16 protein-coding genes, 1 tRNA gene and 1 pseudogene are annotated in these 19672 nt (G+C 60.0%); 11 read left to right on the forward strand and 7 right to left on the reverse strand.

Going from position 1 to position 19672, the window contains the following annotated elements:
- Positions 1-126 precede the first annotated feature (126 nt).
- Genes IYY11_RS13900 through IYY11_RS13910 form a run of 3 tightly spaced genes read right to left on the reverse strand, consistent with a single transcriptional unit; the run spans position 127 to position 2421 of the window.
- On the reverse strand, positions 127-408 hold the full coding sequence (locus tag IYY11_RS13900; RefSeq protein WP_196404391.1) for a hypothetical protein: 282 nt from the start codon (positions 406-408) through the stop codon (positions 127-129).
- The gene (locus IYY11_RS13905; protein WP_196404392.1) at positions 405-881 is read right to left on the reverse strand and encodes a glutathione peroxidase; all 477 of its coding nucleotides are present in this window, start codon (positions 879-881) and stop codon (positions 405-407) included. Before IYY11_RS13905 ends, IYY11_RS13900 begins: the two co-directional genes overlap by 4 nt.
- A 37-nt stretch (positions 882-918) precedes the next feature.
- Positions 919-2421, reverse strand: coding sequence for a sigma-54 dependent transcriptional regulator (locus IYY11_RS13910; protein WP_196404393.1), 1503 nt, complete (start codon positions 2419-2421; stop codon positions 919-921).
- Positions 2422-2699: 278 nt separating this feature from the next.
- On the opposite strand from IYY11_RS13910, the gene rdgB reads away from it, so the two are divergent.
- From rdgB to IYY11_RS13930, 4 genes are all read left to right on the forward strand, one after another.
- The gene (rdgB, locus tag IYY11_RS13915) at positions 2700-3329 is read left to right on the forward strand and encodes an RdgB/HAM1 family non-canonical purine NTP pyrophosphatase (RefSeq protein ID WP_196404394.1); all 630 of its coding nucleotides are present in this window, start codon (positions 2700-2702) and stop codon (positions 3327-3329) included.
- 116 nt (positions 3330-3445) lie between these two features.
- Positions 3446-4963, forward strand: a complete 1518-nt coding sequence (adh, locus tag IYY11_RS13920) for an aldehyde dehydrogenase (protein WP_196404395.1) — start codon at positions 3446-3448, stop codon at positions 4961-4963.
- A gap of 129 nt (positions 4964-5092) precedes the next feature.
- The gene (locus IYY11_RS13925) at positions 5093-5473 is read left to right on the forward strand and encodes a DUF779 domain-containing protein (RefSeq protein ID WP_196404396.1); all 381 of its coding nucleotides are present in this window, start codon (positions 5093-5095) and stop codon (positions 5471-5473) included.
- 193 nt (positions 5474-5666) lie between these two features.
- Positions 5667-5751: transfer RNA gene (locus IYY11_RS13930), tRNA-Tyr, on the forward strand.
- A 734-nt stretch (positions 5752-6485) separates the two neighbouring features.
- Here IYY11_RS13930 and IYY11_RS13935 read toward each other — a convergent pair.
- From IYY11_RS13935 to IYY11_RS13945, 3 genes are all read right to left on the reverse strand, one after another.
- Positions 6486-6659 carry a hypothetical protein gene (locus tag IYY11_RS13935; RefSeq protein WP_196404397.1) on the reverse strand — a complete coding sequence of 58 codons (174 nt, stop codon included), beginning with the start codon at positions 6657-6659 and terminating at the stop codon, positions 6486-6488.
- Positions 6660-6674: 15 nt separating this feature from the next.
- On the reverse strand, positions 6675-7694 hold the full coding sequence (locus tag IYY11_RS13940) for a hypothetical protein (protein ID WP_196404398.1): 1020 nt from the start codon (positions 7692-7694) through the stop codon (positions 6675-6677).
- A 140-nt stretch (positions 7695-7834) separates the two neighbouring features.
- Positions 7835-8005 carry a hypothetical protein gene (locus IYY11_RS13945; RefSeq protein WP_196404399.1) on the reverse strand — a complete coding sequence of 57 codons (171 nt, stop codon included), beginning with the start codon at positions 8003-8005 and terminating at the stop codon, positions 7835-7837.
- A 367-nt stretch (positions 8006-8372) separates the two neighbouring features.
- Between IYY11_RS13945 and IYY11_RS13950 the strand changes: the two genes are divergently transcribed.
- Genes IYY11_RS13950 through IYY11_RS13975 form a run of 6 tightly spaced genes read left to right on the forward strand, consistent with a single transcriptional unit; the run spans position 8373 to position 17600 of the window.
- Positions 8373-8780, forward strand: a complete 408-nt coding sequence (locus IYY11_RS13950) for a very short patch repair endonuclease (protein WP_196404400.1) — start codon at positions 8373-8375, stop codon at positions 8778-8780.
- A complete protein-coding gene (locus IYY11_RS13955) occupies positions 8777-10270 on the forward strand; it encodes a DNA cytosine methyltransferase (RefSeq protein ID WP_196404401.1) in 1494 nt (497 codons plus the stop codon). The genes IYY11_RS13950 and IYY11_RS13955 overlap by 4 nt, the downstream gene beginning before the upstream one ends.
- Position 10271: 1 nt before the next feature.
- On the forward strand, positions 10272-11765 hold the full coding sequence (locus IYY11_RS13960; RefSeq protein WP_196404402.1) for an ATP-binding protein: 1494 nt from the start codon (positions 10272-10274) through the stop codon (positions 11763-11765).
- Positions 11762-14539 (forward strand): Z1 domain-containing protein, encoded by a 2778-nt coding sequence (locus tag IYY11_RS13965; RefSeq protein ID WP_196404403.1) that lies wholly within the window; start codon positions 11762-11764, stop codon positions 14537-14539. Before IYY11_RS13960 ends, IYY11_RS13965 begins: the two co-directional genes overlap by 4 nt.
- Positions 14536-15513: a PD-(D/E)XK motif protein gene (locus IYY11_RS13970; protein ID WP_196404404.1), complete on the forward strand. Its 978-nt coding sequence runs from the start codon at positions 14536-14538 to the stop codon at positions 15511-15513. The genes IYY11_RS13965 and IYY11_RS13970 overlap by 4 nt, the downstream gene beginning before the upstream one ends.
- Positions 15510-17600 carry an AIPR family protein gene (locus tag IYY11_RS13975; protein ID WP_196404405.1) on the forward strand — a complete coding sequence of 697 codons (2091 nt, stop codon included), beginning with the start codon at positions 15510-15512 and terminating at the stop codon, positions 17598-17600. Before IYY11_RS13970 ends, IYY11_RS13975 begins: the two co-directional genes overlap by 4 nt.
- Here IYY11_RS13975 and IYY11_RS13980 read toward each other — a convergent pair.
- Complete coding sequence (locus IYY11_RS13980) at positions 17591-17902, reverse strand: restriction endonuclease (protein WP_210331356.1); 312 nt, start codon at positions 17900-17902, stop codon at positions 17591-17593. The genes IYY11_RS13975 and IYY11_RS13980 overlap by 10 nt on opposite strands.
- Before the next feature lie 116 nt (positions 17903-18018).
- Here IYY11_RS13980 and istA point away from each other — a divergent pair.
- Positions 18019-19539, forward strand: a pseudogene (gene istA, locus IYY11_RS13985) (IS21 family transposase).
- Positions 19540-19672 lie beyond the last annotated feature (133 nt).

The raw sequence follows: 19672 nt of genomic DNA on the forward strand, positions 1-19672 counted from the left end.
AGCGCGCGATCGGGAATCCAGAGCAAGACCAGTTTCTGGATCGGCTCTGGATTCCCGGTCAGGCCTTTGGCCTGCCGGGAATGACACGGCCCAAGCGAACGGATCAGCCGGAATCCGCATGACGCTTCAAGCAAGATATTCCGGCAGCTTTTGCTCGAACTCCGGGAAATAACCAGCGACGACGCTCATATCGAAGCGGGCGAGAATGCTCTCCTTTGCTTCGCGGTCGAGAAGAAAGCGGAAGGCGGAGTCTATAAATCTTTGCGCATCGGCGCCGCCGCCGAGCCGCAGTAGATCTTTTCGCGAGAGCGTGACGCGATGCTGCGTCTCGCTTCCCTGATCACGCACCGTCACGTCGAAGACGAACGGATCGCCGTCTTCAATCATGCGCGCGTCGATGGCGGTCACAGCAGCGCCGCCACATCCTGCGCGATCTGCTCGGGCGTGTCGGTCGGCGCGTAACGCTTCACGACATGCCCCTCGCGGTCGACGAGAAATTTCGTGAAGTTCCATTTGATCGCTTCGGAACCCAGAATTCCCGGCGCTTCGCGCTTGAGCAGGCGATAGAGCGGATGCGCGTTCTCGCCATTGACGTCGACCTTGCCGAACAGCGGAAAGGTGACGTCGTAATTCGCCGAACAGAAGGACGCGATCTCCTTCTCGGAGCCCGGCTCCTGCGCGCCAAACTGATTGCAGGGAAAGCCCAAGACGACAAATCCCCGATCGGCGAATTTGCGGTATAGCGCTTCGAGCCCGGCGTATTGCGGCGTGAAGCCACATCGGCTCGCGACATTGACGACCAGCATGGCCTTGCCGGCGTAATCGGCAAGCTTCCTCGGCTGGCCGTCGATCGTCTTCGCTTCGATGTCGAACAGCGTCATGAAACCCTCGCACTGAAAGGAAGCATGCGCTCCCAGATTACGCGACCAGCGTTCCCGTAGGCTCGGGTTCGCTTTCCGACGCTTCCTCGAGTCCGTATTCCTTCATCTTCCGATAGAGCGTCGAGCGACCAATTCCAAGTCGCCGCGCAATTTCCGACATCTGGCCGCGGTAATGCGTCAAGGCGAAGCGGATCGTCGCGGTCTCGATGTCCTCGAGCGTGCGCATTTCGCCATTCGATCCAATCAGCGACATCGCATTCGGATCGCGGATTTCGACGCGGACGATCTCGCGTTCGCGCGGCGCCGTCCCAGGGGCGCCCGGCGCAGGCGCGGGCGGCACGCGCACTTCATAGCCTTCGACATGGGCGGCGATTTGCGGAAATTCGGCGACCGTCAGCTCGTCGCCGTCGGCGAGCACGACGGCGCGAAAGACGGCGTTCTCCAATTGGCGGACGTTGCCCGGCCAATCATAGCTCGTCAGCAGCGACAGCGCTTCCGACGTCACGCGGCGGATGTTGCGGCCTTCCTCGGCGGCGAAGCGCGCCGCAAAGCGCTTGGCGAGATCGGCGACGTCCTCGCGGCGACCGCGCAGCGGCGGAATGTTGATCGGGAAGACGTTGAGCCGATAGAAAAGGTCCTCGCGAAACAGGCCGCGTTTGACGAGATCGATGAGATTTTGATTGGTCGCCGAGATCAGTCGAATATCGACCCGGATCGCGCGCTTCGCGCCAACGGGATCGATTTCGCCTTCCTGCAGCGCGCGCAGCAACTTGACCTGAATGTCGAGCGGCAGTTCGCCGATCTCGTCGAGAAACAGCGTCCCGCCGTTCGCTTCGAGGAACTTGCCGCTGTGCTTCTCGGTGGCGCCGGTGAAGGCGCCCTTCTCATGGCCGAACAGAATCGATTCGACGAGATTGGCCGGCAGCGCGCCGCAGTTGACGGTGACGAAGGGCTTGCCTTTGCGATCCGACGCGCCCTGGATGGCGCGCGCCACGATCTCCTTGCCGACGCCCGACTCGCCTTCGAGAAGCACCGGAATGGAGGAATGCGCCGCGCGCTGGCCGAGCCGGATGACGCGCTCCATGTCGTCGCTGCGCGAGACGAGGTCCTTAAAGGTCAGGGCGCCCTGCGCCCGGCGGCTGATGCGGCGCACTTCGTCGGCGAGCGCGTCGGCGGAGAGCGCATTCTTGATCGAAATTAGCAGGCGTTCCGCGCCGACCGGCTTGACCACGAAGTCATGGGCGCCGGCGCGCATCGCGGAAATGACGGCCTCGATCGACCCATGCGCCGTCTGCACGATCACCGGCGTCGCGAGCTTCATGTCGCGCATCCGGGTGAGCACGCCCATGCCGTCGAGGTCGGGCATGACGAGGTCCAGAATGAGCAGCGCTATGGGCTTGGCGCCAGGCTGCGTCAGCCGCGCAATCGCCTGTTCGCCGCTTTCGACGGTCTCGGTCTCGTAACCAAATCGCCGCGTCATAGCTTCCAGCAGACGACGCTGAACGGGATCGTCGTCGGCAATGAGAATGGTCGAGGTCATTTCGTCCCTTGCATCCCGGGATAATCGAGCGGCGAAATCGCCGCGTCGCGCTTGGCGCGTCCGGAACCGTCTCGGCGGCTCCTCAATCGTTGCCAAGCATAGTAAAGGCGGGGTTAACCGCGCCAAGACAAAACTTTGTAGCGCCTTCCGTCCCGTCGACCAAGACCCCCAGAGGGCGATCCTGGCGATTTGCGGCGAATCGCCACAAAGTATGGGGATATCAGCGCCATGGCGACGCCCGCCGGCGCGCCAGGCGCCGCGCGGCGGGAGGAAATCTGATGGATGCGCGCAAAATCGCCGGCAAGCTTGTCATCGCCACGCATAATCCCGGGAAACTTTGGGAACTCAGGCAATTGCTCGAGCCGCATGGCGTCGAGGCGGTTTCCGCGGGAGAACTCGGCCTCGAGGAGCCCGAGGAGACCGAACAGACCTTCGTCGGCAATGCGCTGCTAAAGGCGCGCGCCGCCGCGACGGCCTCAGGACTTCCCGCTTTCGCGGACGACTCCGGACTTTGCGTCGACGCTCTCGACGGCGCCCCCGGCGTCTATTCGGCGCGCTGGGCTGGCGAGGACCGCGACTTCAAGGCCGCCTGCGCCCGCGTCGAACGCGAGCTCGAGGCGCGCGGCGCGACGCCCCCCCATCGCGCGCATTTTACCTGCGCGCTCGCCGTCGTCTGGCCCGACGGCCATATCGAGCAGTTCGAGGGCCGCGTCGACGGCGTTCTGGTCTTTCCGCCCAAGGGCGAGAAGGGCTTCGGCTATGACCCGATCTTCAGGCCCGACGGGCTCGACAAGACCTTCGGCGAGATGATGTCGGCGGAAAAACATGCGCTGCCCGGCGACGGCTCGCAGGCGCTGTCGCATCGGGCGCGAGCGTTCCAGGCGTTGGCGAAAGCGTGTCTCGACTGAGACATCCCAGCTCGGCGCTTGGCGTCGGGCACTTGGCGTCGGGCCCTTGGCGTTACGCCCCGCTCCAACTACCTTCTCAAAAAAAACCGCCGCTGCGGAACTGCGAGGAACGCCCCATGACCAAGCACGAGACTTTCGCCGCGCTCAAACCGCCGTTCAAGGCCCGCTACGGCAATTTCATCAATGGCGCGTGGGCGGACGCGAAATCCGGCCGCGTCTTCGACAATGTCTCGCCGATCACGGGCCAGAAAATTTGCGAGATCGCCCGGTCCGACAAGGACGACGTCGAGGCCGCGCTCGACGCGGCGCATGCCGCCAAAGACGCCTGGGGCAAGACGAGCCCGGCGGAGCGCGCCATCCTCCTCAACCGCATCGCCGACGTGATGGAGGCCAATCTCGGTCTCCTCGCCGCCGCCGAAACCTGGGACAACGGCAAGCCGGTCCGCGAGACGAGCGCCGCCGACATTCCGCTCGCGATCGATCACTTCCGCTATTTCGCCGGCGCCATTCGCGCCCAGGAAGGCGGCATTTCGGAAATCGACCACGACACCATCGCCTATCATTTCCATGAGCCGCTCGGCGTCGTCGGCCAGATCATCCCCTGGAACTTCCCGATTCTGATGGCCGTTTGGAAGCTCGCGCCGGCGCTCGCCGCCGGCAATTGCGTCGTCATCAAGCCGGCCGAGCAGACGCCCGCAAGCATTCTCGTCTGGGCGGAGCTTATCGGCGACATCCTCCCCAAGGGCGTGCTCAACATCGTCAACGGCTTCGGGCTGGAGGCCGGCAAACCGCTCGCCTCGTCGAACCGCATCGCCAAGATCGCCTTCACCGGTGAGACGACGACCGGCCGGCTCATCATGCAATACGCCAGCCAGAACCTCATTCCGGTGACGCTGGAGCTTGGCGGCAAGTCGCCCAACATCTTCTTCGAGGACGTCGTCCGCGAGGACGACGACTATCTCGACAAGGCGATCGAGGGCTTCGTCATGTTCGCGCTCAATCAGGGCGAGGTCTGCACCTGCCCGAGCCGCGCCCTGGTGCATGAGAAGATCTACGACCGCTTCATGGAACGCGCCTTAAAACGCGTCGGCGAGATCAAGCAGGGCAATCCGCTCGACCCCGAAACCATGATCGGCGCGCAGGCCTCTTCCGAGCAGCTCGAAAAGATCCTGAGCTATATCGATATCGGCAAGCAGGAGGGCGCGAAGGTGCTCGCCGGCGGCGAACGCAACGCGCTCGCGGGCGACCTCGCCGGCGGCTTCTATGTGAAGCCGACCGTGCTCGAAGGCCATAATCGGATGCGCGTGTTCCAGGAGGAGATCTTCGGTCCCGTCGTGTCGGTGACGACCTTCAAGGACGACGACGAGGCCTTGGCCATCGCCAACGACACGCTCTACGGCCTTGGCGCGGGCGTGTGGAGCCGCGAGGCCAACCGCTGCTATCGCTTCGGCCGCGCCATTCAGGCGGGGCGCGTCTGGGTGAACTGCTACCACGCCTATCCGGCGCATGCCGCTTTCGGCGGCTACAAACAGTCGGGCATCGGCCGCGAGAATCACAAGATGATGCTCGATCACTATCAGCAGACGAAGAACATGCTGGTGAGCTACAGCGAAAAGAAGCTGGGGTTCTTTTAGCCCCCACCCCAACCCTCCCCCGCTTCGCGGGAGAGGGAGCGAAACTCGCTTTTCACCGGAGAAACGCGGAACGCCGATCGCTAGCGTCCCCTCTCCCGCTTCAGCGGGGGAGGGACAGGGAGGGGGGCGATGACGACGACTGTGAAACCTGCAAGAGTCATCGCCACGCCGGCGGCGCTCGAATTGATCGAGCGCCTGCGGGGTCGATATGGCGACATCCTCTTCCACCAGTCCGGCGGCTGCTGCGACGGCTCGGCGCCGATGTGCTATCCGCAAGGGGAATTCCTGGTCGGCGACGGCGACGTCCTGCTCGGCGAGATCGGCGGCGCGCCCTTCCACATCGGCGCGGCGCAATTCGATTACTGGAAGCACACGCAGCTCGTCATCGACGTCGTGCCGGGCCAAGGCGGCATGTTCTCGCTCGACAATGGCACGGGGCTGCGGTTCCTGACGCGGTCGCGGCTTTTTTCCGAGGACGAATTAGCGCATCTGGCCGATTCGCCGACTTGAGAGCTGCGCCCGCGGCGCAAGGCCCCTGCGCGAGTTCTGGCGTCCCAGAGGACGGCATGATCGCGGCGCTCGAGCGGGGCTCAGCCTCGCCCCCGGCTTGCGGGGGAGTTTAAGGTTGACACTGCGCCGCCGGGGCCGCATATGCCGCTGCATCGGCCGCTTCATCGCGGCCGCCGTCTCTTTGCGAGACGATGGGGGAATGTCCCGAGCGGCAAAGGGGGCGGACTGTAAATCCGCTGGCTAAGCCTTCGTAGGTTCGAGTCCTACTTCCCCCACCATCGCCTGAAAACATTTTCGTATCTCGTTAAGTTTAGGGCTGTTTTTCAAAGTGCGCCCAAACTAGCCATCAGGTGCGCCCATTAGAGGTCAATTTGTTCGCGCGCATTGTCGCCCAAAATGCCACGCAGCTGTCCAGCTCACCATTGATCCGGTAAAGCTCCGAACGTCGGCCTCGACCGCCAGCGGCGGCGTGTAAACGCGGGTTTGGATAGCAAACGCTTATTGCCAATCCACGAGCGACGAATGGGGTCACACCGTTGGGCGTTTCAATAGTGTGACAAAGCAGACCCGACATAGCCGACTCGCACATCCTGTGGACTCTTCTGCTGCTTGGCCCGACGCTCGCAGGGATTTTTCTCGTCAGCAAAATCGTCCTCGTCGGAACACAAATCTTCAAGGACTGGGGCGAGATCGGGAAAACATGGCGGTACAACAAAGAGCCATTGGACTAAATTTAGATACCCTCAAACGACGTTTATGGCGATAGAAGTGAAATATCTTTCGACACGTTCCCGAACTCTGTAACTCGCTTTTACAATCTTCTTGTGTTGCGGCTAGGCGTTCCGATTTGCGCTAGAAGCATCGATAGGGGTCGTCTCGTGTCGAACTTGGGGTCGCTCGCACGCTGCCGGCCTTTTTTGGATTGCGTACCTTTACACCTATTCTGTCTTTGCTGAGCTCAGTGTCTTTCGCGACGAACTCTTTGACTGAATTGACCGTCTCGCGCGGTAGATCAACTGTCAAACCTTTGCTTTTGACGTAACGGGAAAATTTCGCCGTTTTTCCGTTGGCGCTCCATCATCATTATGACGTCGATCACATTTCTTAAGTCGAACGACAATGGCTTTTTGGTCGTCATCGGGCGGAATTCGGCTACCTTGCTACCTGTGCCAGGGATTTTAGCCATGACTTTTGTCTCCTCCTATTGGTTGATGTTGATCACAGGCGAAAACAATCTTTGTGTCAGGAACTGATCGACGGCCTGCGCGGCAGCTACTTCGGCCGGCGTTCCCGTTGCTGTCAGCAAGCGTCCAAAAAGCGTACCCCTTGTCACTTGAGACCGGCCGCCCAGCCTCGACGCGGCGGGAGCGCGCAACCCGCCATATCGCGCAAAAAGTGAGTCGCGATAGGGCTCTAGTTGCGACTCCGCGGCTTTTTCCAAAGCGAGACCAACAGTGACGATATGCTTGTCTGCGCGCTTTACCTCAGCTGACACATTCGAGTTCAACAATGCAAAGCGATTGCCGATCGGGCTGAAGATGACCTTGGTGGGGTTGACTTTGCCAATGATGACCGTTTCGAACGTGACGGCATCGACCATCGTTGGCGGCGCCGCATCTGGAAGTGCAGCGGGGTTCTTGTCTTCGGCGCGCGCGTCCAGATTGCCAAAGACCACCAAATGGACGAAAGTTTTAATGACCTCTTTCATGCCGATTTTTCCGGTGATCGGATAAAGGTAATCGGGACCGACGAGCTTGCCATTACAATAATTGTCGGGAAGCTTTGTGATCAAACCGTTGAAGTTGTCGGTGATTGTAAACGTTCTCAGCGAATTCCGTTGCCGATTGAACGATCCGCCGATGTCCATCTGCGTGGATCCGATCGTCACTCCACGCGTAAACGGATTTCCAAAACCAATTCCAGCGCTGACGTCGTTATTTTCTTGCACTCCGAGCTGGAAGTTATAGGCGATGCCTGATTTCCAAAACAGCTCTACAGCCTCCTTTGCGTGCCCTGAAAGCAATTTTGGTCCAAATTGTTCCAACGGCTTCGAACGCTTGATGAAGTATTGAACGCCAGCCATTCGCGATGCCATGTTGACGCGATCATCGTCCGAGTGCGAAAGATACTCGCCTATCAATTCGATGAGCGCTTGCCGCGTCTCACAGCGAATCTGTCTAACGATGTCGTATGTTGTTACGCCAGTGATATCTTCGGGCAAGGGATGTACCGTTCGCGCGCGCCTGCTTGCCGGGAACCAAGGGGCCAAATTGCAACGGCGCGGCCCCGGTCGCGAGCCCACTCTCGAACGGTTGTAAGCAGTGCGCTTAACGAGCCCGTCAGGCTCGCCACCAGGGCCGCTCAGAAATGGCTGCTGATCGCCGTGGGCTCGCCATGCTGGCCGCCGCGCTTGCCATGGTGCTTGACGCCAAAGCCGGCTGCGGCCACCCCGGCGTCGTCGCCAGCATCGAGGCCAGCTTTCGACCGCCCCTTCACCGCGGAACTGGGCGGCGAATTGAAAGTCCCAAACATCGCGACCGTGAACGAGCAGGGCAATGTCTCCCGGTGTCATGCGCGCGTTTCCTACCCGAAGCGCGGATTATCCATGCCCGTGGAATATCTCGTCACGCGTTAGGACGATGGAAAAATCTTCCAGTGAATATCACCCAGTTCGGGCAGTGAGGCCCATTAACAGCGGTAACGCCGCGCTTGGTTGTGCGCTCGCCTATCCGCAATAATTGATTGCAAAACGAAGCTGCTTGTGCGGGCAATTGGGCGCAGAGGTGGCAATTGCGTCGCGCTGGCTATATCGGCAGTTGGCTATCGCTTAGCAGGAAAGATGACCGCGCGATCTTCACGGCCGCATCGAAAGCATTCATGGGGATGATCTTAAAGAGTTATGGATATAGTTTCATCAGCCAGACGGTCTAAAATGATGGCCGGCATCAAGGGCAAGAGCACCAAGCCGGAGCTGGCTGTTCGCCGCATGGCGCATCAGCTTGGCTACCGGTTCAGACTGCATTCAAAGGATCTGCCGGGATCGCCAGACCTAGTATTTCCGCGACTGAAGCTAGCGGTCTTTGTTCATGGTTGCTTCTGGCACCGGCACGAAGCCTGCAGATATGCTTATTCCCCCAAGACAAATGTTGAATTCTGGGACCGCAAGTTTAAGAATAACGTCCTGCGAGACATAAGGGCAAAGGAGGGACTTGAGGATATGGGTTGGCGCGTAGCCATTATCTGGGAGTGTGAAACGCAAGACCCAGTTGATTTGCGCAAGACCGTCAGCGCTATTCTGGCATCATGACGCCTGACAACCGCCAACTGATTCGTCGCAGCAAGATCGCGCGCCTGCACGTAGGCGCGGTGCCGCGCGCACTGGAGATCTGCTCGGGGTGCGGCGGGCTGTCGCTCGGACTCAAGACAGCCGGATTCGAACTCTCTGCCCATATCGAGATCGATTCTGAAGCCGCTGAAAGCTACGCGCTAAATTTTGGAGGCGATCGTGCGGCTGAAAGCGAATGGGCGAAACCGCGTGACATGGAGCGCTGCTCAGCTTCGCAGCTCGTGTCCGATCTCGGGTTCAAGACGTCGGCAGCTGAATCTTTCGATCTTCTGGCAGCGGGCCTGCCCTGCCAAGCTTTCGCTCGCATCGGGCGTTCAAAGTTGCGCTCGGTTGCCGGCGAGGAGGATGCATTTCAGAAGGATCCACGCGCGGCACTCTACCGTCGCTTCCTGCAGTACGTCGAAGACACGCAGCCCCTGATCATTCTCATCGAAAACGTGCCCGACATTCTCAACTTCGGCGGCCACAACGTTCCGGAGGAAATATGCGAGGCTCTCGAGCGAACAGGCTACCGGACCAGCTATACGATCCTGAATGCTGCCTATTTTGGTGTCCCGCAGGTTCGCGAGCGTCTTTTTATTGTGGCGCTGGCCAATGAGCTGGATCAAGCGCCAAAGTTTCCTGTGCCGCTCCATTTTCTTGATTTGCCCAAGGGATACGAAGGCTCGCGCCGCGTTGCGCTGAAGCACGTCGACAAGACTAGCCGTTATTTCCACGCCATTCCGACGCCGCACCGGACGTTGAAGAATGCAGTCGGAACCAGGGAGGCACTTGAGGATCTTCCCAGGATCACGGAGCACGCTATTGCACCGTCAGTAATCCGCAAGCGCAAGCTTAACGACACGCTTCCGTATCGAGATCTGAAGAACCGCATCTCTTCCTACGCCATCACGATGCGCGCTTGGCCAGGTTTTGAAACCGACGATGCCGCCAGCGGCCACCTTGTGCGCCTGACACCGCGCGACTTCCCGATTTTCGCGAAAATGAAGCATGGAGGCGACTATCCGCACGCTAGAGAAGTCGCAGAAGAGTTGCTTGCGGAAGCAGCTGCAACTTCCGGTCTCGCCGGCGCACGCAAACATTCCAAGGCTTACAGGGAGCTGCGCGCGAGCATTGTGCCTCCATACGACCCTAACAAATTTCCAAACAAGTGGTGGAAGCTCGATCCATCCAAGCCTTCACGCACGCTTACCGCGCACATGGGCAAGGACACTTATTCTCATATCCACTACGACAGCACGCAGCGCCGCACAATCTCGGTAAGGGAGGCAGCGCGTCTCCAATCGTTTCCCGATGGCTTCGCGTTTGCTGGCGCGATGAACTCCGCATTCCGCCAGATCGGAAATGCGGTCCCCCCGCTTCTGGCCTTGGCCGTAGCAAAGGCTCTCAAGTCTCTGTTGTGCGGAACGGCTCGCGGAAAAAAAGGGGCAACTGATCGGCGGGCGGCCTGACATGCCGGCGAAGCGTACGATCAGCATCTCACCGAAGGCTTCCGCCCTAATCGGCTCCCTGCGCGGGCTGGGTTACTCACCTGAGACGGCCCTCGCTGATCTGATCGACAACAGCATTACAGCTGGCGCTTCGACGGTGAGCATCGACCTACAGTGGAATGGGGGAGTCCCCGTCGCCGCGATTCTCGATAATGGCCACGGCATGAATGAAGAACGTCTGGCCGATGCGCTGCGGCTCGGAGGCGACGGACCGCATGGTAAGCGGGCCGACAGCGATCTCGGTCGTTTCGGGATGGGATTGAAGACTGCGTCCCTGTCGCAGAGCCGTCGCCTGACTGTCGTCACGAAGACCACGGGAGCGCTCAGTTCGGCTTTTCTCGACGTTGCAGTCGTCGAAGCGCGTGGCTGGATAGCGCTGGTACCTCAAAGCCTCCCGGATCAGCCGTTCGTTGCCGAGCTTCAAAACCGATCTACCGGCACCGTAGTCATTTGGGATCAGATCGACGAGCTGAGCGGTTTGGCCGGTCTGTCGAAGGAAGCGTTCCATTTACGTCTTGAAGATATCCGCGCGCATCTTGGTATGGTGTTTCATCGCTTCATCGGCGGTGATGCAACCCGGCTCGACATCGCGCTGAATGGTCGCCTCATCAGGGCATGGGATCCGTTTCAGGCCAGCCATCCGGCCACGAGGGAAATGCCATCGGAGCGCATCCGCCACGCGGGATCGTCATTTCTCGTAAAGCCTTATGTGCTACCCCATCGCGATCGCTTCACCAACGAAGCCGAATACCACGCTGCGGGCGGCCCCGGAGGCTGGGGGGCAAGGCAGGGCTTTTATGTCTATCGCAGCAAGCGTCTTCTAGTCGCCGGCAGCTGGCTCGGTCTGGGCGGGGCGCGCACCTGGACGCGTGATGAGGCAAGCCGACTTGCGCGCGTGCTTATCGACCTGCCGACAGGGCTGGATCGCGACTGGCGTATCGATGTGCGCAAGTCTCAGGCAAGACCGCCTGGTGCGTTGCGTGCACGCCTGACCGCCATAGCTGGTCGGTGCCGCGAAGAGGCGCGCGAGGTATTTGCATTTCGTGGGCAGGGGCCGCGCGTGCGAGGTGCACCCCACACGGCTCCCGCAGTCTGGCTGGCAACGCAAGGTCCGAAGGGCCCGCAATACCGGATCAATCGTGATCATCCGGTCATTGTCGCCTGTCGCCAGTCCGCTGCCGGCGTAAGGTCATTCAATGCCGTTCTCTCCATCATAGAACGCTCGGTTCCTGTCGAGCGCATCTGGCTCGATGTCTCGGAATCCGAAGGTGCTGAAGTGCCGACCCTGGATGCTGAGGAAATCGGACAGCTGACGGACCAGCTTGCGGAACTGGGCAGGACGCTGCCTGCCAGCATGACCATCGATCAACGCATTGACGTCCTCCTTCTCAACCTTCCCGGAGACCTGACGGAGCTGAGAATATCACTGACGCACAAGCTTAGGGGACATCCATGACAGATATTGCTGCCGACCTTTCACTCACTGCGAGGCGCAGTCTGCTGTCCCGAAAAAAGGCAGGGGAGACCATCACGCAGGATGTCATCGCGCAGGCACTTCATCTCCTTGCCCCGGCATATGCCTCTCTGAGCCAGAAGCAGGTCGGGCCGGAAGATATTGCGGCAGCGACCCGCCTTCTGCTTACGACCTTTGTCACGGAGCAAGGGCCAGCTCTCGTCCTGCAGGACGAGGAAGGCTCCCGGCCAGCGCCCTGGTATGTCGGGGAACGGCGCCAGCCAGGTCCATTCATGCAGCGCTATCTGGAAAAGCTCGAAGATGGTGGGTGGCCGACAGAATCGGTCCAGCAGCTTCAGGACAGCACCGCGAGAATCCTTGAACTTATGGACGATCCGCAACGTCCAGGCAGCTGGGACTGGCGCGGCCTGGTCGTGGGTGATGTCCAGTCTGGCAAGACGGCAAGCTATGCCGGCGTCGCAAACCGTGCCGCCGATGCGGGTTACCGCATCATCATCGTGCTAGCAGGCATGCACAAGATCTTGCGCTTGCAGACGCAGAAGCGTTTTGACCAGGATATTCTGGGCTACGACACCAATCCGAAGACACGGCAACCCAATCAGCCGCTGCGCGTAATTGGCGTCGGTACGTTCAACAGCAACCTGCTTGTCGACAGTCTCACGATGGCGGACCTTAACGGAGATTTTAGCCTCCGGATTGCGGAACAGACGACGTTTTCGCCTGACAGCAAGCCATGTCTGTTCGTCGTGAAGAAGAATGCGACAGTACTGAAAAATTTGAACAACTGGGTTGCGCGGTTGCCAACTCCTGCGAAAGCAGCTCCTGTTCTCATCATTGATGATGAAGCGGATCAAGCTTCGGTTGATACCGGCGATCAGCCGCTCCTTGAAGACGGTACGTTTGACGACGACTACGACCCCAAGCGCGTTAACGGGGAGATACGCAAGCTTCTTATGAAGTTCGACCGGCGCGTCTATGTCGGATACACGGCCACACCGTTCGCAAATATCTTCATCCATGATGAGCGCAGTGCGAAAGATTACGGCCCGGATCTGTTCCCCGCTACCTTCATTGCCTCCTTGACGCCACCAGATGACTATTTTGGTCCGGCCGCCGTCTTCGGAACCAACGACGGCGACAATCCCGGCCTTCCTCTTGTTCGTCCCCTCGACCAGATTGGCGAACAATGGATTCCCGAGAGGCATGACAAGATGCTCAAGCCGCGCTTCAACGGTCAGGACGTCATCCCACCCAGTCTAAAGCGGGCTATTAACGCATTTCTCCTGACTTGTGCCGCGCGTGCCGCGCGTGGACAGGGTCGCGAGCACAACTCGATGCTCGTGCACGTCTCGCGCTTCGTAGATGTTCACGCCGAGGTGCATCGTCAGGTCGAAAAGTATCTGAATGAAACCCGCGCGATGATTTCTAACGGAGACACTGAGACGCTGCAGCGTCTCAAAGGCGTGTGGGACAACGACTATGTGCGCACGACCAGAGATGTTGCGCAGTCCATCTATGGCCGCAATACGCTTCCCGTGACCTGGGATCAAGTTGGTGCCCAGCTGGCAGATAGCTCCGACAAGATTCAGCTTATCACCGCCAATGGAAAAACAAAGGCGGATATTGACTACGACACGTATAAGGAAGCGGGTTTCTCGGTCATCGCAGTCGGCGGCGACAAACTCTCGCGCGGCCTTACGCTAGAAGGACTTTCCGTCAGCTACTTCCTTCGCATTTCGCGGCAGTATGACAGCCTTCTGCAGATGGGCCGCTGGTTCGGTTATCGACGCGGCTTTGCCGATCTCTGCAGACTTTATACAACCGACGATATGGAAGACTGGTTCCGCTATGTCGCGACAGCACAGAGCGAACTTCGTGCCCAATTCTTCGAAATGGCAATGCAGAATGCGACGCCTAAGCAATTCGGGCTGAAAGTTGCAGTGCATGACATTCTTGAAGTCACCGCGCTCAACAAGCAGCGCCATGCTGAAGTCCATCAGAGCAGCTACGCCGGAGAAGGCAAGGTTCAGACGGTCATGTTCCGCGACCGTCCCACAATTGAACGCAATGCTGACGTAACTGACAACTTCATACTCGGCCTCGGAATGGGTCAGGACAACCCCGCTCGACCGGGTTCGGCCGGCAAGACCGCTCAGGGGACTCTCTGGAAAGGCGTGGCAGGGCAGGAAATTGCCGTATATCTGCGCACGTTGGCTTTCCCGTCCGAAAGTCAGCAAATCAACGGCGAGAAGCTGGCGACCTATATCGCTGAGCAGCTTGAGATGCCGATCCCCGAGCTGACCGAATGGACAGTGTTCCTCGCAACAGGTTCAAAAAAGGAAGTTACGATTGCCGGCCGAAAATACTGCTGTGTGGAACGTAATCCGCGGCAACCCAGGAACGGGAGGGCATTGCCGGAAGACAGGTTCATCATCGGCACGACGCTGAGCCCGCTCGACCAGGCGATTGACCTCAGTGATGAAGAATTTGCGCAGGCTCTGGCGTGCACGAACCGTGAGAGAAGGTCACGAACGAAAGGCGAAACCGACGTTCCATCCGGCGAATTTATTCGCAAGGTGAGAGGCGCTCGGCCTCAGAATGGACTGCTGATCATTTATCCAATCGATCCGGTTCTGGCCGGGGTTGATCCCACGGATCGTCCCGTCATCAGCGTTGTTGTCAGTTTTCCGGATAGTGATGCCGCCGACAGACGCGTCTATCTCATCAACAGCGTCAAGCAGCGCGAGTTTGCATGACACTTTGGCTCGACGCTCTCAATACGGCCTGGGATGAGCTGGCGCAGATCGCACCGGTCGCACGTCAGTATCGATCACGAATCATTTCCGCAGATGCTCCTCTGGAGATCCGGGCAGGCATGCGGGCAATGGATAATGCGCCGTGCCTGATCCTTCAGATCACGCTACCGTCCGATGCCCTGTTCGAGCTTGGCGGCATGCGTCTGAACACAGTACCTGATATCTCAGGCCCGCTGCTTGTCCTTTCACTCGAAGATGCCGGCCGACGTGACCTCTTCACGACCATCTGCGCGGATGTCGTCGCGGCAGCCTCCCAGCCGGATCAGAGTACAGCGCTCGTCCAGTTTCTCGCACGGCTTGACGCGTGGCGTCAGTTTCTACGCGACAGAAGAGACGGACTTTCCAGAATGGAAACGGCCGGTCTCATTGGCGAACTGCTGATACTGGAGCGCCTGATTGAAGCGGACAGGGATTCCCTTACGTCGTGGCAGGCTCCGCTTGACGGCCTTCATGACTTCCAGCGCGCCGGACATGCCCTTGAGGTGAAGACCGGCCTCGGACCGGCGTCCGCCATCACAATATCCAGACTAGACCAGCTGGATACCGCAGGTGTGCGCCGGCTGGATCTTTTGCACGTCAGGCTCATCGAAAGCCCTACGGGCCGTTCGCTACGAGCCATCATCGCGGCCTTGAATGCGGCTCTGCCTGATGAAGCGTGCCGCAGCAGCTTTGAAAACCTGCTCCTGCGACGCGGTCTGCTGCCTGGAGACGACATAGCACGAAGCATTCCGCGCGTACAACTCAGGACGATCGATGCGTATGCCGTCGCGGACGGATTTCCACGACTCCTACGCTCCGGCCTACCCATCGCAATTACAGAAGCAACCTATACGCTCGAAGTTCGCGGCATCTCGGCATTTGCTGAGGGCGCGGCCGCCGTCCTTGACGCGTTTCATCAAGGAGATGGCCAATGACAGACGATGCAACCGCCGAGTATCTACAGGAGCTTGTCGCCGAGGTAGAGGAAAGCCTGTCGTCAGAAGCACCGTTCTCTCAGGAAGTTTTCACTCGCCTCATTCTGGAGCGCCTCGAGGAGGCCGGACATCTTGATGCGACCTTCCCTCTCTATCAGGAAGGACGCGTGCGGAGTGCCGCATACCGCATCGACGGCTACGCCTACGATGAGGAGCGCGCCCGCCTTGATCTCTTTACCACGATCTACTCGGGCGATCTTCCGGCAAGCAAGCTTCCTGCGGCCGATGTAACAAAGGCTCTGGAACGCGCCTTACGTTTTGCCAGCGCGTGCGTAGATGGTCTCGCATCGCAACTTGAGCCCGCCAACACTGATGCAAGCGACCTTGCGCGCCTGATTGAGAATGAAGCGGCTAGTCTTTCCGCAATCCGCATCATACTCCTCACCGATGGTGTTGTCGGCAAGATCACGCCGCCCACCGAGTGGCGTGGAAAGCCTTTGGAATTTGAAGCCTACGATATCGTCCGTCTGTTCCGCGTGCTCGGACAGGGCGAAACTCGCGCGGATATTGCCCTCGACCTTGTGTCGCTATCCGGCCGAGCGCTTTCATGTTTGCACGTGCCCGCCCAAAATGGCGAGTATGATGCCTATCTGGCCGTTCTGCCGGGTGATGTACTTTCGCAAGTCTATGAGCGGTATGGGGTGCGCCTGCTTGAACTCAACGTGCGCGCATTCCTGGGACTGCAGGGTCGTAAGAGCGTCAATGCTGAGCTGAGACGCACGATCGCAGATCAGCCTGCCATGTTCCTTGCCTTCAACAACGGCATCGTCGCAACCGTGGACGATCTCGACGTAGTCGCCAACGACACCGGAGGTCTGGAGATTCGCTCCTTGAAGGGGCTTCAGATCGTGAACGGCGGACAGACGACGGCATCCCTCCATCGCGCAAGGCGCAAGGACAACCTGAAACTCGATCAGGTTTTAGTTCCCGTGAAAATCATCAAGGTTGGCGGCGCAGACCTCAGCGAAATGGTCTCCTCGATCTCGCGTGCCGCCAACCGTCAGAATACCGTGCAGCTGGCAGATTTCTCCGCGAACGATCCGTTTCATCAGCAGATCGAGACGCTGGCGAATACAATGTGGCTCGATGACGGCAAAGGTCGCTGGTTCTACGAACGTGCGCGCGGCTCTTACCTCGCGGCGGAACAGAAGGCTGCGTTCCGCAAGACCGATCAGAAGTCGTTTCGGCAGCAGACGCCCAAGCAACGTCGCCTAAGCAAACTTGACGTTGCGCGCTATCTCGGGGCTTGGTCGGGCCTGCCGGACAAGGTCTGTCTCGGCGGGCAGAAGAATTTTCAGGGCTTCATGCAACGCCTCAAGGATGAGCCGCCACCGCCGCCTGATCAGGCCTGGTACAAGCGGCTCATCGCCATTGCCGTGCTTTACCGGGCCGCGGAAAAGAAGATCAGCAGCATGAAGTTCCCGGCCTATGGCGCTCAGATAACGGCCTACGTCGTTGCGGGCCTCTCGCACCGCAGTGGTGGGCGCGTCGACTTTGAGCGGCTATGGTCCAAACAGACCGTCAGTCCGGAGCTGGAGCAGATGATTGCCGACTGGGCACCAAAGCTTGATGCTGTCATGCGAAGCTCTGCCGGTCAGAAAAACCCGAGCGAATGGTTCAAGAAGGCAGACTGCTGGAAGGAAATTCAGACTCAGCTACCGGCATTTACTGATCCGCTGCCGCCTGAACTGTCGTTCGAGAAGACCGACGCCGGGGGCGGCAGGGGGACGATGCTTCCATCCGCTGGAGAGCATTCGGTGGCAGACTACGAACGCATTGCACATTGCATGCTTATCCCAAGTTCCGTGTGGATGGAGGTTGCTGAGCGCGGCCAGAAGACAGGGACTGTCCACTGGAAGGTAGCTGGAATCTGCCGGACGCTTGCGGGTTACGCGGCTGGAGGCTGGGAACGGAAACCCTCTCCCAAGCAGGCAAAACCTGCCCTTGAAGCAGTGCTGGCTGCAAAGCGAGCTGGTCTGGTAGATGCTGGGCTTGAGGTGCAGGAGACTGTCCCCGATCAGCCCTGATTGTCTTCAGGAAACTCTTCGCTGAGCCATGTGCGAACCGCGTCCAAGCTGCCGCGGCCATTCTGGCGCAGAAGTTCAACGATGTCCTGTGCCGAGATGACAAGGATAGGATGCCGATCCTCTTTGATCTCCTTGTAGGCCTGCAGGTCCACGCAAGACGTGGTGACAATCACGCCGAACTGCCTGTGACGAAGCCTGGAAATCAGTCTTGACATGTCCTTTACACCGACAGCGGTCGGAGGCGTGTGCTGATTCCGCTTGATGGCGCCCCCCGATTCCGAGATGATCCCGCCCCCCTGCAACGGAATGATCCCACCCGGGTGATTTCGTGCAGTGGCTCACCGCCGCCGTTGGCCTGATCAAGTCGCTCCTTTGGCAATCCAAGGGGGAGCGATTCATGCCAGCGGAGCGGATTACGATGCGCCAGGCGCGCGAGATTATTCGGCTGAAGACCGGTTTCAGCGCACGAGATTTCCCGGCGTCTCGGCATGCCGCGTTCGACGGTTCGGGAAGGGCTCGAACGCGCGGAGGGCGCCGGGCTCTCCTGGCCGCTGCCGGAGGGAATGAACGACGACGCGCTGGAGGCGGCGCTTTACGCCAACCGGCGCAGCAAGCGCGGTTACCGGCGCGTCGAAGAGCCGGACTGGGCAAACGTGCATCGCGAGCTGAAGCGCAAGCATGTCACCCTGACGATCCTGTGGGACGAATACATCGCCGAGAACCCCGGCGGCTAACGCTATTCGCGCTTTTGCGAGCTGTATCGCGCCTTCGAGAAAACGCTGTCGGTGACCATGCGGCAGACCCACGCCGCCGGCGAGCGCCTGTTCGTCGATTACGCCGGCGACGGCGTTCACGTCGTCGTTGACAGGCTCACCGGCGAAGTGCGCATGGGGCAGATATTCGTCGCGGTGCTGGGCGCGTCGAGCCTCACATTCGCGAGAGCGAGCTGGACGCAGACGCTTCCTGACTGGATCGACGCTCATGTCGGCGCGCTTGAGGCGATCGGCGGCGTTCCGCAGCTCGTCGTGCCGGACAACGCCAAGACCGCCATCGTCAAAGCCTGCTTCTACGATCCACAGGTCAACCGCACCTACGCCGACATGGCGGCGCATTACGGCGCCGCGCTTTTGCCGGCCCGGCCCAGAAAACCGCGCGACAAGGCGAAGGTGGAATCGGCGGTGCTGATCGTCGAACGCTGGCTGCTCGGCAGCTGCGTCGCAAAACCTTCTACAGCCTGGCGGAGGTCAACGCCGCCATCGACGGGATGCTGAAAACTCTCAACGAGGAGCGCCCCATCCGCCGGCTCGGCGTCACCCGTCGCCAATTGTTCGACGAGATCGACCGCCCGGCATTGAAGGCGCTTCCAGTCGAGCCTTACGAATATAGCGAATGGCGCTTGCGCCGCGTCGGCATCGACTATCACGTCGAGATCGACGCGCATTATTACTCCGTGCCTTATCGCTTCGCCCGGGCGGAGGTCGAAGCGCGCCTGACCGTCCGCGGCGTCGAGATTTTCTGCAAGAGCGAGCGCATCGCCGTCCATCTGCGGAAGAGCGGCAACCGCAAGCACACGACCATTCCCGAGCACATGCCGTCGAGCCACCGGCGCTATGCCGGCTGGACCGTTGAACGCATCCGCGAGGACGCCCGCAAGATCGGCCCGGCGACGGCGGCGCTCTGCGAGCAGATTCTGGAGGCGCGGCCTCATCCCGAACAGGGCTATCGCGCTTGTCTGGGCATCGTCCGCCTTGTCGGCCCCTATGGGTCCGAGCGCGTCGAGGCCGCAGCGGAACGCGCCATCGAGATCGGCGCGAAGACCTACGGCTCGATCAAATCCATCCTCGACAACAAGCTCGATCGGAAGCCGGCGGCAAAGCGTGCCGCGGACGCGGCCCCGATCCTCCACCCCAATATCCGCGGCCCGCGCTACTATCATTAGGAGACAGCGACTTGCTTAGACATCCCACCCTCGACCAGCTTCACGCCCTCGGCCTTTACGGAATGGCCAGGGCCTTCGCCGAACTCGCAGAGACAGATGAGGCGAAAGGGATCGACCGCAACGACTGGCTCGC

The organism is Methylocystis sp. H62, from assembly GCF_015709515.1.
Taxonomy (GTDB): Bacteria; Pseudomonadota; Alphaproteobacteria; order Rhizobiales; family Beijerinckiaceae; genus Methylocystis.